11 protein-coding genes are annotated in these 15,264 nt (G+C 43.2%); 6 read left to right on the top strand and 5 right to left on the bottom strand.

Going from position 1 to position 15,264, the window contains the following annotated elements; translation table 11 throughout:
* Positions 1-135 precede the first annotated feature (135 nt).
* The 3 genes from FDF36_RS13100 to gpmI are packed head-to-tail and all read right to left on the bottom strand — an operon-like array spanning position 136 to position 5,261.
* Positions 136-3,108, bottom strand: a complete 2,973-nt coding sequence (locus tag FDF36_RS13100; protein WP_220391608.1) for an AsmA family protein — start codon at positions 3,106-3,108, stop codon at positions 136-138.
* A complete protein-coding gene (locus tag FDF36_RS13095) occupies positions 3,105-3,686 on the bottom strand; it encodes a DUF3109 family protein (RefSeq protein WP_005779295.1) in 582 nt (193 codons plus the stop codon). Before FDF36_RS13095 ends, FDF36_RS13100 begins: the two co-directional genes overlap by 4 nt.
* A gap of 60 nt (positions 3,687-3,746) precedes the next feature.
* Complete coding sequence (gene gpmI, locus FDF36_RS13090; RefSeq protein WP_005779296.1) at positions 3,747-5,261, bottom strand: 2,3-bisphosphoglycerate-independent phosphoglycerate mutase; 1,515 nt, start codon at positions 5,259-5,261, stop codon at positions 3,747-3,749.
* 288 nt (positions 5,262-5,549) lie between these two features.
* Between gpmI and FDF36_RS13085 the strand changes: the two genes are divergently transcribed.
* On the top strand, positions 5,550-6,476 hold the full coding sequence (locus FDF36_RS13085) for a magnesium transporter CorA family protein (protein WP_032542926.1): 927 nt from the start codon (positions 5,550-5,552) through the stop codon (positions 6,474-6,476).
* 11 nt (positions 6,477-6,487) lie between these two features.
* On the opposite strand, the gene FDF36_RS13080 is transcribed toward FDF36_RS13085, so the two are convergent.
* Together FDF36_RS13080 and FDF36_RS13075 are read right to left on the bottom strand one after the other, a co-directional pair.
* On the bottom strand, positions 6,488-7,093 hold the full coding sequence (locus FDF36_RS13080) for a ribonuclease HII (protein WP_005779299.1): 606 nt from the start codon (positions 7,091-7,093) through the stop codon (positions 6,488-6,490).
* Positions 7,094-7,673: 580 nt separating this feature from the next.
* Positions 7,674-9,878: a sodium-translocating pyrophosphatase gene (locus tag FDF36_RS13075; RefSeq protein ID WP_005779303.1), complete on the bottom strand. Its 2,205-nt coding sequence runs from the start codon at positions 9,876-9,878 to the stop codon at positions 7,674-7,676.
* A gap of 428 nt (positions 9,879-10,306) precedes the next feature.
* Here FDF36_RS13075 and FDF36_RS13070 point away from each other — a divergent pair, with 428 nt between their 5' ends.
* The 5 genes from FDF36_RS13070 to FDF36_RS13050 all read left to right on the top strand — a co-directional run bounded on the left by FDF36_RS13070 (position 10,307) and on the right by FDF36_RS13050 (position 15,253).
* On the top strand, positions 10,307-10,561 hold the full coding sequence (locus FDF36_RS13070) for a hypothetical protein (RefSeq protein ID WP_220391607.1): 255 nt from the start codon (positions 10,307-10,309) through the stop codon (positions 10,559-10,561).
* Between the two features lie 12 nt (positions 10,562-10,573).
* On the top strand, positions 10,574-11,740 hold the full coding sequence (locus tag FDF36_RS13065) for a DUF4221 domain-containing protein (RefSeq protein WP_259281441.1): 1,167 nt from the start codon (positions 10,574-10,576) through the stop codon (positions 11,738-11,740).
* Positions 11,737-12,153, top strand: coding sequence for a hypothetical protein (locus FDF36_RS13060; RefSeq protein WP_220391606.1), 417 nt, complete (start codon positions 11,737-11,739; stop codon positions 12,151-12,153). Before FDF36_RS13065 ends, FDF36_RS13060 begins: the two co-directional genes overlap by 4 nt.
* A gap of 163 nt (positions 12,154-12,316) precedes the next feature.
* Positions 12,317-14,476, top strand: a complete 2,160-nt coding sequence (locus FDF36_RS13055; RefSeq protein WP_220391605.1) for an alpha-galactosidase — start codon at positions 12,317-12,319, stop codon at positions 14,474-14,476.
* 234 nt (positions 14,477-14,710) lie between these two features.
* On the top strand, positions 14,711-15,253 hold the full coding sequence (locus FDF36_RS13050; RefSeq protein ID WP_220391604.1) for an RNA polymerase sigma-70 factor: 543 nt from the start codon (positions 14,711-14,713) through the stop codon (positions 15,251-15,253).
* The last annotated feature ends 11 nt before the right edge of the window (positions 15,254-15,264 follow it).

Here is a 15,264-nt window from a genome sequence, read left to right as displayed (position 1 = left end):
TAATATAAACACCAACCTCACATCTTACAACGAAGAAGCGCCGGTACTGAAGGGAAATCCTTCGGGCCGGCGCTTTTTTCATCGGTTCAATTACTTCAATTGCCTCACCACTCCTCAGAAGAGGGCAAGCAACACTTATTTCTGCCTGGGCCTTCGTCCGGTAATTACTCTCCGGAAGCGGTTAACAATCTCATTACCCATATTCACACGGGTACTGTCCACCCGATGCACTGCAGTAGGAGTAACCGCATCTTTATACTTAGCCTTGCCAATGCGGAATTTCATTTTATCCAGATTACCTGTAATATTTACTCCGGCTTTAAACGGCAATGGCGATTTAAGAATGGAAATATGATAATTAAAATTCATATCCAGTCCTTGTTCACCGCCGATAGCCGCTTTATAACGGTCTATCTCTACGAGGAACGGATAAACGGTCACATTACCGTCATGTACCGTCACATTGACAGAAATACTGTCGAATACATTTTCTTTCTTATTCTTAAACATCAACATCTTTGAAATCTCAGCAAAGGTTTCCCCGTCCATCAGAACCAGACTGTCCCCTTTGATATGAATAGCCGAGCGCAAAGTCGGGATACGGATATTCATAGCCGAATCCAAGCGGGCATCGGCTGCCACATCAAACATAACACGCCCTTTAAAAGAACGGAGCATGGGCACTATCGTGTCGAGTGAAGGCACGAAATCAACCAGCTTTGCAATATTGATATTCCGGATTTTGAAATCGAAACCAGCATATCCACCACGCGGGCTACTGGCCTTATAAACCATTACCGCTTTCATATCCGCATCGAGAGCGCGCATCGAAAGGTCTTCCAGATGTATGGCCTGATTTTTAATATCCACCGCACCATGCACATTTTCAAAAAGCATTTTTTCAAAAACTACCTTTTTCAAATCTGTCTGCAGTTCAAAATCTATGTTTCGGGGAATCACGAATAACTTCATCTCCGAAGGCACACTGTCGGTAAGCACTTCCGTAGTGTCCTGAGGAAAAGACAATGAATTAATTAATTGATTGCAATCTATCAGATTGGAAGTAAGGGATAAATGCGCTGTCAGCTTCTCGCCTTTCGTCATAGCCCTGTAAACGCCCTCCATATCACCGGTAGCCGTCATGTCAGAACGTCCGATACGGACAGAAGCATTCTTCAGCCTGATTTTCGGCCCATCGACTGTTACCGCTGTCTTTGCCATACGGATGGGCAATCCGAACTCCGGTGTACGGAAACGCAAACGATCGAAACCAACGATTCCCTTAGGCACCCACAAAGAGTCACTTAATTTCTCAGCTTTCATCTTGATGCCGGCCACATTCATAGCCATACGAGTCTCCGCCGCACTGAAGAAAAGCGAATCGGCACGAAGCGAGAAATCAACCGCCGGCTTTGTTACATCCGCTTCCTGAGGTTCCAAAGCCGCTTGGGCCTTAGCACGGGCACTGTATAACTTTATCGAATCTCCCATCGAAGCATGAAGTTTACTTACTTCCATATCGCACTGCAAAGAAACGATACGGGTAGTATCCTGCGGATTAGTAGAAGTTACGTTGGCAACCAACCGTTCAATATCAGAAGAAAGCAAACGGCTTCTCAACACCAGTTTCCGGATATCCACCTGAGCCTGCAAAGTCTCGTTATCACGGAAACGGAAAGTCGCATTACCCAGGAAGTTGAAATCTTTAGCAGTATCTTTCAATTCGAAATCATTCAGTTCGAGCTTGCCTCCCAACTTCATACGTCCGATGTCCTGCTTCTTCAAAGTAGAAAGACGACACTTCATTCCCATATCCGCATCCAGTTTACCCCGGATCGTCACACTTTCCTGTAACGGAAAGGTTTTGGCAAGTGCATCCAGGTCAACGGTCGACTTGGTATGAAAAGTGATCAACGGATCGTTCAACAAATCGTCTACTTTCGCATCGGCCAGTACTTCGGTATGCGCCCCCTTAAAGTGGAAGATTTTCAGATTCAGATAAGAAGGCTGATGACGCATCAGATCGACATACGCATCAAAATCCGCCGTCACCTCATCAATGCCATACGGCAAACCCTTGTATTGTGCCGAAGCCTCTTTAATACCGATCTTCAATGACACAGCCGGTAACTTTTTGTCACCATACACACCTCTCACCCTGCCACTGACAGTAACCTCCCCTTTGGCCGATACTTTACTGTCTTTCACATATGCTTTCGGAATCATTCGAAGTACTGTCTCCATAGATGGAGCATGCAAGCCATATTCCAGATCCATACCGATCGTTTTTGCCACAGTATCCCGACGGAATGCCCCGTTCACATCCAATTGAATCCCATTTACATTAAGCTCCGTATCTTTCAGTTTCCAGACAGCAGTCTGACGATCCACCGTAATATCCGTCCGAAGAGAAGTAGCTATCTTATTGACCAGCAATTCTCCCTGTTGCCAGAAAAGTATATTCTTATTGTCGAACTTCAGTCCCAGGGTAGAAACACCTTTTGTCAATGAAAGTCTCAACTTCAGATTAGCATCATCTATCCGCGAATAGATATCCGTATTCCGGTCATCGAAAATGAGATTGGCATGTTTAAGTTCGATATTCCGGATATCAATTTCGCTATCAAAGTCAGCAGACACAGTATCTTCCGGAATCGTATCTGCCGAAGCACGGGTCACTTCCCAGTTTGCCTGTCCGGCCTTGTCCCGGTAGGCATACACTGATACTTCGTCCAAAGAGAGATTATGAACGATAATACGATTCTCCGTCAAATATGCCACCGGGTTTACAGTCAGCACACACTCTTTGAAAGAAAGCAATGAATCGGTTTTACACCAATTACTATCATTCAAAGTTCTGGACACCAGAGAGCCGTTCTTAACTTTCAGTCCAAATTGTGGGAAAGTCGAAAAGAAAGTCAATTCTACGCTTTCCATATCCAAGTGTGCATTCAGAGTCTGATTGGCAGCATCCAACACGACCGGAGTCAGTTTCTTCGGAGTTACGATAAAATTAATCACGAAAGCAATGGCTACAAGCAGCACCAAGAGTACAGAGCCCAATGTGATGCCACTGATCTTGAGTATCTTCTTTACTTGTCTGTTCATATCATCCCTCTATCCTGTAACTCTTTTACCACAATTTCCAGTTCATCATACCACTCCTGACCAAACTTGCGAATCAACGGTTCTTTCAGGAAACGGTAGACAGGCACATTCTCTTTCCGGCCCAACAATACAGCAGCCTTACACACATCCCACCGATGGTAGTTTACCGCCTTATAAGGTCCATAATTACCTACCCGTATGGGATACAGATGGCAAGAGACCGGTTTATAGAAATTTACTTTTCCCTCCCGGTATGCTTTCTCGATGGCACAATAACAATATCCTTTCTCGTCATAACAGGTAAACACACAGTCCTTTCCGTTCACAATGGAAGTCACCAGATCGCCATCCGGATCGGTATACACCACTCCCTGCTTGTCTATCACGGCACGCGCCTCGGGTGACAATTCGTCCCAAACGACCGGAAGCACTTCCTCCAGTTTCTCCACTTCCTCCAGTTCTACCGGGGCCCCGGCATCTCCTTCAATGCAACATTCACCTTTGCAGGCATCCAGGTTGCATATAAACTTTTCGCGAAGCACATCCAGGCTTACAACAACGTCATCTATCTGAATCATAATTCTATCCTATAAAAAAGGCGGAGTAGAACTCCGCCCTCCTATCTGTTTATCAGGCTTTTACTTAATTAAAACTTGACCGTTCATTTCAGCAGGAGCTTCCAATCCCATAATCTTCAGGATAGTAGGAGCCACATCTGCCAAACGTCCGTCTGCTACCTTTGCATCTTTGTTTTCTGTCACATATACACAGGGTACAGGATTCAAAGAGTGAGCCGTATTGGGAGTACCGTCTTCATTCAGAGCGTGGTCAGCATTACCGTGGTCAGCAATGATGATAGCCTCGTACCCCTGAGCTTTGGCAGCTTCAATGGTATCTTTCACGCAAGCATCTACCGCAACTACCGCTTTCTCAATGGCTTCGTAGATACCGGTATGGCCTACCATGTCACCATTTGCATAATTCACAACGATAAAATCGTATTTATTCTCGTTGATGGCAGCCACCAATTTATCTTTTACTTCATAGGCACTCATCTCCGGTTTCAAGTCGTAAGTGGCAACTTTCGGAGACGGAACCAAGATACGGTCCTCGTTATCGTACGGAGTTTCGCGACCGCCGTTAAAGAAGAATGTTACGTGAGCATATTTCTCTGTTTCGGCAATGTGAAGCTGTTTCATTCCTTTAGCAGCCAGGTATTCTCCAAGTGTGTTAGCAACATTTTCCTTGTCGAAGAGAATGTGTACACCTTTGAACGAAGCGTCGTACGGAGTCATACAGTAATACTGCAACCCGGGAATAGTGTGCATACCCGCCTCCGGCATATCCTGTTGCGTCAAAACGACTGTCAGTTCCTTAGCACGGTCATTACGGTAATTGAAGAAAATAACGACATCGCCTTCCTTAATGGTACCGTCTACATTGGCATTCACAATCGGTTTGATGAACTCATCCGTTACACCTTCATCGTAAGACTCCTGCATAGCTTGCACCATGTCAGCAGCTTTCTTACCGATACCGTTTACCAACAGGTCATATGCCTCTTTCACACGTTCCCAACGTTTATCACGGTCCATGGCATAGTAACGTCCGATAATAGAAGCTACTTTACCGGTAGACTTGGCACAGTGTGCTTCCAACTGTTCGATAAAGCCTTTACCGCTTTTCGGGTCTGTATCACGTCCGTCCATAAAGCAATGAACGAAAGTATTCTCAATATTATATTCTTTAGCAATATCACAAAGTTTGAACAGGTGATCCAGAGAACTGTGCACACCGCCATCTGAAGTCAATCCCATGAAATGGATATTCTTTCCATTTTCTTTTGCATAAGAGAAAGCTGAAACGATTTCCGGATTCTTCAGGATGCTGTTATCACGGCAAGAGAGATTGATCTTTACCAAATCCTGATAAACTACACGTCCTGCACCGATATTGAGGTGACCCACTTCTGAGTTACCCATCTGTCCGTCGGGCAAACCTACGTTTTCACCGCTGGCCTGCAACTGAGAGTGAGGATAGGTCTCCATCAGATAATCCCAGTACGGAGTAGCAGTGTTGAAGATTACGTCATCTTTCCCGTGGTCGCCTAATCCCCAACCATCAAGAATCATTAAAAGGGCTTTCTTACTCATAATATTCTAAAATTTAATTGTCGTTCTGATTTTCGGGTGCAAAGGTACAAAAAAGTTAATTACGAACACGTTTAATCTATGTTAAGCTATCTCCCTATCAGACAAAAAGGAAGAAAAAATGCGGTGGATTTGAAATGATTTCCTTACTTTTGCGCCGCTTTAAAAATAAAAAACAGAATATGGACGATTCAAACCCGCGAACGTGCAACAGTATTAACTAACACGAACAGAGTCATTCTGCGGTAATGCCTCTGCTCGGACATCAACAAACGAAAGGAGGCAATTAAGATGAGAACATATCTTTATTGTGAAGCCGGCTTTGTGGAAAAAGCACAATGGCTTCCGAACAGCTGGGTCAACGTAGTGTGCCCGGACAGCAGTGATTTTAAATTTCTGACCGAAACGCTGAAAGTCCCTGAATCTTTTTTAAACGATATAGCCGATACCGATGAACGCCCGCGAACGGAAACCGAAGGTAACTGGCTGCTGACCATTCTGCGCATACCGGTACAGAACACTCAAAGCAGCCTCCCCTACATCACCGTCCCCATCGGCATCATCACCAACAATGAAATCATTGTTTCGGTATGTTACCATCAGACGGATATGATTCCGGATTTCATCGAGCATACCCGCCGGAAAGGAATCGAAGTGCGCAACAAACTCGATCTGATTTTCCGCCTGATTTATTCCTCGGCAGTCTGGTTCCTGAAGTACCTGAAACAGATAAATATTGACATCACCGCTGCCGAAAAGGAATTGGAACGCAGCATCCGTAACGAAGATTTACTACGCTTAATGAAGTTGCAGAAGACACTGGTCTACTTCAACACCTCCATCCGCGGCAACGAAGTGATGATCGGTAAACTAAAAACCATCTTTCAAGATACCGACTTTCTGGATGAAGAGTTGGTGGAAGACGTTATCATTGAACTGAAGCAGGCGTTCAATACGGTCAACATTTACAGCGATATTCTCACAGGGACGATGGATGCCTTTGCGTCTATCATTTCAAACAATGTGAACGCCATCATGAAACGCATGACAAGCCTTTCCATCACATTGATGATCCCCACGTTAATAGCCAGTTTTTATGGCATGAATGTGGATATACACCTGGAAGAGATGCCTCATGCCTTCATGCTGATTATTCTGATATCCGTACTCCTGTCGACTCTTTCTTTTGTTATCTTCAGGAAAATAAAGTGGTTCTGATAAAGGATTGTCTATTTAGGAAACAACTCCAGCTGTCCATCGCCTAACAGGTTGAAGGTCATACGATGATAAGGAGTAACACCGTTTTCGGCAATAGCCGCACGGTGTTTTTTCGTCGGATACCCCTTGTTATGGTCCCAGCCGTAACATGGAAATTCCTGATGCAGCCCATTCATATAGTCGTCACGATACGTTTTTGCAAGAATAGAGGCGGCAGCTATCGAAAGATACTTGCCGTCTCCCTTTACGACGGTGGTGTGGGGAATATCGGGATATTTCCTGAAACGGTTTCCATCGATCAGCAGATGCTGAGGACGGGTTTTTAGCCCATCTACTGCCCGGTGCATGGCAAGAAACGAAGCATTCAGGATGTTTATCTTATCAATCTCTTCGGGTGAAACAATGCCGACTGCCCAAGCGATGGCTTCCCGTTCAATCACTTCGCGCAAAGCATAACGTTGTTTCTCGGACAACTGCTTGGAGTCATTCAACAACTCGTTCTCAAAATCTTTGGGCAGGATCACAGCAGCGGCATAAACCGCACCCGCCAGACAACCACGTCCGGCTTCATCACAACCGGCTTCTATCAGTTCTTCGTTTAACCAGGGTAAGAGCATCGTTTCTTTTATTTAACATGGCAAATGTAATCAATTAAACGGAAATGAACAACAGAACAAACCGAATCTCATCTTACTATCCGGAATAGGAGTATCTACCTTTTCTGCAAAAAGATTAAGAAGAAAGCAAGCATCCGTCATAGCATCTATAACACATTAAGAATAAGAGAACAAGCATCTGTTACCATAACTTTATCCCGGCCCGCATACCCGGGCTCATAAGCCCGGGTATGCGGGCCCATGGGCACAGGTATGCGGGCTCACCAGCCCGGGTACAAGGGCCGGGATAAACTTCAAACCATAATCGCTAAAGGTATGAAGGAAAGCAAAATGCTATTACTGACATTTATCCATAGAAAAGCAGTTTCATCTATCTAACTCCCAGATATTTAACATTAAACCAACCTCCCTGAAAGAGGGTGGAAGATGGAAGATAGAGGTGGAAGATAAACGGCCTTAAAAACGCATCTTCCACCTTGTTAACACACAATAATATAAGCAATTGGTCATTAAAAGGTGGAAGATGGAAGATCGAAACACATTTTCTGTAGGAGAAGGATAAAACGGTCTTTTTTAGAACTCAGAACAGGCTCCAGGCAACAGTCAATCCCGCCATGACGATAGCAACCATGCTCATCAGTTTAATCAGGATATTCAGGCTCGGACCGGACGTATCTTTAAACGGATCACCGACAGTATCACCCACCACTGTAGCTTTGTGTACCTCGCTGCCTTTACCGCCAAAGTTCCCTTCTTCCACATATTTCTTCGCATTATCCCATGCTCCGCCGGCATTGGCCATGAAAATGGCAAGTACAAACCCACTGCTCAATCCGCCAATCAGCAAGCCTAATACACCGGGGACACCAAATATCAGCCCGGTAAGAATCGGCGCAACGATGGCAATCAGAGAAGGAACCACCATTTCACGTTGTGCCCCTTTCGTAGAGATAGCGACGCAACGCTCGTAATCCGGTTCGGTCTCTCCAGTCAGGATACCTTTCATCTCGCGGAACTGACGTCGTACTTCATCTACCATGTGTCCGGCCGCACGACCGACTGCATTCATAGTCAGTCCACAAAACAGGAATGCCATCATCGAACCGAGGAACATACCGGAAAGTACTTTCGGATTCATCAGGTTTACTTCATAGTAATTCATGAAGTCTACAAATGTGGCATTAGCCGTAGTAATGGTATCTCCATTCGGGAAGGTCAGTTCCAGATTACCCAAACGGGTCAGTCCGATACGGATCTCCTCGATATAAGATGCCAGCAATGCCAATCCTGTCAGAGCTGCCGAACCAATGGCAAACCCTTTTCCGGTAGCCGCCGTTGTATTTCCCAGCGAATCGAGCGCATCGGTACGTTTACGGACCTCTTTACCCAAAGCGGACATTTCTGCATTGCCACCGGCATTATCTGCTATCGGGCCATAAGCATCCGTAGCAAGCGTGATACCCAATGTAGAAAGCATACCGACAGCAGCGATACCGATGCCATAAAGCCCCATTCCTACATTGTCGAAGTCGAAACCGGAAGCCAGCAAATAGGAGGCAATGATGCCGATCACCACCGCAACCACCGGAATAGCCGTAGATAACATACCAAGCCCGATACCTGAAATAATAACTGTGGCGGGACCGGTTTTACCGCTTTCACTCAACTTCTGAGTAGGACGATAGGATTGAGAAGTATAATATTCCGTCGAACGACCGATGACAATACCCACAACCAGCCCTACAACTACCGCGCACGAAATCCACATCCAGTTGTCCAGTCGCAAGAGCCATAGGATGAAAAAAGTAGCCACTACAATCAAAGCCGAGCTCAGATTTGTTCCCCAAGCCAACGAACCAAGCAGATCCTTCATGGTGGCATTCTCCTTGGTGCGGACAGAGAAAATACCGATAATGGAAAGAATGATACCGATAGCAGCAATCAGCATCGGGGCAATCACAGCTTTAAACTGCATCACCGTATCACCCGTATGAATAAAGGCGGCAGCACCCAAAGCAGCCGTTGCCAGAATAGAACCACAATAAGATTCATACAAGTCGGCACCCATACCTGCCACATCGCCTACATTATCACCTACATTATCGGCAATGGTAGCAGGATTACGCGGATCGTCTTCCGGAATGCCGGCCTCAACTTTACCTACAAGATCGGCTCCCACATCAGCGGCCTTTGTATAAATTCCCCCGCCTACACGGGCAAAGAGCGCCTGTGTACTGGCACCCATACCGAAAGTGAGCATCGTAGTGGTAATGATACAGAGTTTATGGGTAGGTGTCAGTGCATCAGCGGGAATCGCCCAGTTAAGCAACAAATACCAGAAAGAGATGTCGAGCAACCCCAACCCTACTACCACCAGTCCCATCACAGCCCCACTTCGGAAGGCAATCCTAAGTCCGGCATTCAGTGACGTACGCGCAGCGTTAGCAGTACGTGCCGAAGCATAAGTGGCAGTTTTCATTCCCAGAAAACCCGAAAGTCCGGAGAAAAAGCCCCCGGTCAGAAAAGCTATCGGTACCCAGGCATTCTGTACCTGAAAACCATAAGCCATTACAGAGAACAGAATCACGAGTCCCAGAAAGACCCAGCCAACAATCTTATACTGTTGCTTCAGATAAGACATAGCGCCCCGACGTACAGCAGCGGCAATCTTAATCATTTGCGGAGTACCTTCGCTCTCTTTCATCATTTGCTTATGAAAATAGAGCGCAAAACAGAGAGCCAGAACAGAGGCAAGCGGAACAAGCCAGAAAAGGATGCTATCCATAGACGTACAATATTTAAAGGTTTAACGAAAGCCTAAAAGTATTGAATCTAAACGAGATAAGCAAATCTAACCATAAATTAAAGGAATAAAAGTAAGGTAATAGGTTCTTCGTCATATTTAGCGGTAGATTCTCTGTCTATCTATTTATTATAGGAACCTTAAAATTCCTTTGCTTTATCAAGCAAAAATAATCAAGAATGCTTTGTATCCTTCAATCAATGTTACAAAATAGCCACCTCTAATAACATATAGCGAATAGCCAAAGGATATTTATAATATCATATATGGAAGGATCATACTATATCTATTTAGACTCTTTAAAAAAATTGCCTAATTTACATTTAGCCTCAAAAAACACATTTTATTCATTGACATTACAAAAAAAAAATATCTACCTTTGAAAAATTATTAATTTTAAATATATCATTATGAAGAAAATTGCATTCGTAAGTTTTATTTTTGCACTTGGAATTATTGGAGTATACACAGCAACTTCTCACACGCCGAAAACGGTATTTTCAGAAATAGCTTTAAACAACGCTGAAGCTGTTGCCGGTTGCGAAACGAGCTCCAATCCTAGCAATAACACAGGTTATTGCCTTCCATTGACAGGAGGAAGTGGAGGAGATGCTTGTGTAGATAAAGGAGCAAGTGACGCAGTAAGATGTTCTGGAAATAATTAATCTAAAAAGATTATGAGCAAAGCATTTATTGCTACAACTATTTGGGTTTGTACAATCATTCTAATGTCGGCTTGTGAGCAACAAACTAAGAAATATAATCGTATAGGAAAGAAGCTCTATACAATGCAGGAACTTGCCCACAAAACTTTTCATTTGGATGATAGTACAACCCAAGTGTTAGAGTATGTACAAACATATATAGAACATGATAGTTTAAAGCTGGCACTATATAATAAACCGGTGAAAAACATCTGTATTTTTGATGTGAAGAGCGGTAAAGCAATAGACAAAATACAGCTCCATAAAGAAGGTCCTCATGCTATCAATAATAACATTATGGGATTTTTATATATCAATAGAGATTCCACATATTTATATGATTATTGGTCACGCAAATTACTTCTAGTCAATCATAAAGGAGAAATAGTAAATACAGATGAACTTGCCTCAATGCTACTACCTAATAGTGATGATAATATAGTCAAAGCATATCCATTACCTACCACCAGCACTCCCATCTGCAAAGTTGGAGACAACATTATCCTACAAGGAGAAAGTGGGAAAAGGTTGGAAAGCATGACTACAACTGAAGAATTTGTAACGGCATTGTACAATATTAAAAAAAAGACAATAAAATTTGCCAATACATACACTCCCGTATACGGTGATCTTAAGACCAATGCATGGCATACCTTTGGATATCTAGTCGTGCCATATTGTCTAAACAATAAACAAGAAATGGTAATAAGTTTCCCTGCGGATGACAGTATCTCGATTTACAATATTGACACGGATCAAACAAAAAGATATTTTGCAGGTTACTCTACAGCTAAAACAAGTAAACCGGCAGGAGCAAATACAATGGGAGAAATAGCTAAGCATTATTGGTCTCAGACCCAGTATACAGGCATTTACTACGACAAATGGAATAGTCTGTATTATCGTATTGTAGCTCAACCAACTTCCGATTACAACATTAATAGTAAAAAGAATCCTGTAAAAGATTTAAGTATAGTCATCTTAGATACCCATTATAATAAGGTCGGTGAATATGATGTAAAAGAAAGTACTAACTTATTTACTCATACATTCGTATCACCCGAGGGACTCCACATTAATGTGTTATCAGACGATGATGACTATTTAACATTCTTAACTCTTAAACCCGTGAAGTTATGAAATGGATTTTAATCGTCTGCCTTTCTTTCTGTTTCTTATCTTGTAGTAAGAAAGACTCGTTAACCCAATACTTAAATAAACAAATAGAAAATCATTATTCAGACGCTGAATTAGCTCCCTATGACTTCATTGTGGTTATTCCCCGACGTGGCTGCCATACTTGTATTCATGCAGCTGAAACTTTCTTTTACGAAAATAAAGATAATCCGAAATTCCTCTTTGTCTTTTCCAGAATTGATTCCAAGAAAAAGTTAGGATTAGAAATTGGGAAAAAGAATCTAGAACTGAAAAACGTAAAGATAGATATGGATGATCTCTTCTATAATCCAGAATTTTATGATAGTAATTACCCTTTATTATTAAGCAAACAACAAAACGGCAAATTCATATATCAAAAATTAACAACAAATTAATTTTATTCATCTTATCAAGGAGGTCGGTTTATCCGACCTTCTTTGTTTCTGGAAATTTAGAATAAAATGCTTTTGCAATTCTTCCCGTTTCATTTGTGAATATAATGAAGTTTATCTTACTTTGCATGCACAATGCATATTTTATAACATCAATAATAATACCATGAAAAAATTACTTGCAACACTATTGGTTCTTGCAGCCTGCCTCCATGTAAGTGCACAAGAATCGAAGCAGATTCGCATCTCGACAGAACGGACGGACCTTATACTGGAAGTTGCTCCGAACGGACGTCTGTACCAATCTTATCTGGGTGACAAACTACTGAACGAACAAGACCTGAAGAATCTTTCCGGCTCCTCACGCGGATGGGAAGTATATCCGGGGTCCGGTGGGGAAGACTATTTCGAACCGGCTGTAGCCATTACAAACAACGACGGTAATCCCAGTACCATCCTGCGTTATGTGTCCTCGGAACAGAAAACAGTAGAAGGCGGGACAGAGACCATCATCCGGATGAAAGACGACCAGTATCCGGTAGATGTGACGTTGCACTATGTATCTTATCCTAAACAAAATGTAATCAAGACATGGAGTGAGATCACGCATCAACAGAAGAAACCGGTCACTCTATGGCGTTATGCTTCAACGATGCTTTATTTCGCAAACCAAAAATATTATCTCACTGAATTCAGCAGTGACTGGGCCAAAGAGGTACAGATGAGTACACAACAGCTGCAACCGGGCAAAAAAATTCTCGATACAAAATTAGGAAGCCGCGCAGCCATGCACATGCAACCTTTCTTCGAACTCGGACTGGAACAGCCTGCACAAGAACATCAGGGACAAGTAATATTGGGTACCATTGGCTGGACAGGCAACTTCCAGTTTACTTTTGAGGTAGACAACGAGGGGAACTTGCGGGTAATCCCTGCCATCAACCCGTATGCTTCGAATTATCAATTAAAAGCAAACGAAATATTCACTACCCCGGAATTTATCTTTACCCTGAGTAACAACGGTACGGGAGAAGCCAGCCGCAATTTACACAACTGGGCACGCAACTACCAACTGAAAGATGGTCAGGGAGACCGGATGACTCTCCTCAATAATTGGGAGAACACTTATTTCACTTTCGATGAAGAGTTATTGGGTAAATTGATGAAAGAAGCCAAACATCTGGGTGTAGATATGTTTCTGCTTGACGATGGCTGGTTTGGAAATAAACATCCACGCAACGACGATCATGCCGGTCTGGGCGATTGGGAAGCAATGAAAAGTAAACTTCCCGGAGGAATCCCCGCATTAGTAGAGAAAGCGAAAGAAGCCGGTGTCAAATTCGGTATCTGGATTGAACCGGAGATGGTGAATCCCAAGAGCGACCTGTTCGAAACACATCCGGACTGGGCTATCCATTACCCGAACCGGGAAACTTATTATTTCCGTAATCAGTTGGTACTTGACTTGAGCAATCCTGAAGTGCAGGACTTCGTGTTTGGTGTCGTAGATAAGATTATGACGGAGAATCCCGATGTAGCCTTCTTTAAATGGGATTGCAACAGCCCCATCACCAATATCTATTCTCCCTATCTAAAAGACAAACAAGGACAACTCTATATCGATCATGTACGCGGTATATATAATGTATTGAAACGGGTCAAAGAAAAATACCCCAATGTTCCGATGATGCTATGTTCCGGCGGTGGTGCACGTTGCGACTACGAAGCACTGAAATACTTCACAGAGTTTTGGTGTTCGGACAATACCGATCCGATAGAGCGTTTGTTCATCCAGTGGGGTTTTTCACAATTCTTCCCTTCCAAAGCCATGTGTGCCCATGTTACAAGTTGGAACAGCAGGACGAGTGTAAAGTTCCGTACCGATGTTGCCAGCATGTGTAAATTGGGATTCGACATCGGCCTGAAAGATATGAAAGCGGACGAACTGACTTATTGCCAAGAAGCCGTGGCAAATTATAAGCGCCTGAAGCCTGTCATACTGGATGGTGATCAATACCGCCTCATCTCTCCATATGAAAGCAATCACATGGCGATTATGTATGCCACACCGGATGCTTCGAAAGCTGTTCTCTTCGCGTATGATATCCATCCCCGCTTTGGCGAGAAACTGCTCCCGATTAAGCTCCAGGGACTTGATGCCGGAAAAATGTACCGGGTGAAAGAAATTAATCTAATGCCAGGCCGGAAATCGAATCTGCCGGGTAACGAAAAAACTTTCTCCGGTGATTACCTTATGAAAGTTGGGTTGAATGCATTCACTACTTCACAGACCAATAGCCGGGTAATAGAACTGGTGGCAGAATAAACTTATTACTATCAACCCACAAAACACAGATGCAAAAGGCGGGGCACTTTGACAGTATCCCGCCTTTCATTTATGGTTAACACAAAACATGCAAATAAAAGCAGGAAAAGTTAATCCAACCTTTAAATACCACATATTATTAAATTAAAGAACGAAAGAATATAATAAATATAAAGAAAAGAAGTTTATATTTTATATTTTTGCAGCACACATATAGCAACCATTACTCTATATATGAACAACGACATCGAATATATCAGCAAGATAAAGAAAGGAGAAGAAGCTTCTTTCCGTCATTTTGTGAATAGCTACTCGAAAGACTTGTTCTACTATGCACAGTGTTTCGTACGAACCAAAGAAACTGCTGAAGAAGTAGTCAGCGATGTCTTTCTGGATGTATGGAGGCACCGGGAAGAAATAGAAGAAATCAAGAATATAAAAGCCTGGTTGCTTACATTAACTCACAACAAAGCCATCTCTTATCTGCGAAAAGCGGAAAATTCAAATGGAATAACCTCCTGGGAAGAAATAGACAGCTTCCAGATAATCGGAAATCTGCAAACTCCCGACGAACAGATGATCAGTAAAGAAGAGATAGCCCAAATCAATAGCCTCATTCAAACACTTCCTCCCAAATGCAAGGTAGTCTTCGTTCTTGCCAAGATAGAACGCCTACCCTATAAAGAAATAGCCGAAATGTTGAACATCTCAGTAAAGACCATTAATGTACACGTTGCCAAATCATTAGAGATCATCTCGAGTGGTCTGAAAAAATAAATCAGAACATA

This window comes from Bacteroides fragilis (assembly GCF_019583405.1).
GTDB lineage: Bacteria > Bacteroidota > Bacteroidia > Bacteroidales > Bacteroidaceae > Bacteroides > Bacteroides fragilis_B.
The sequence above is the reverse complement of the archived record's forward strand: the minus strand, read 5'-3'. Positions and strand labels throughout refer to the sequence as shown.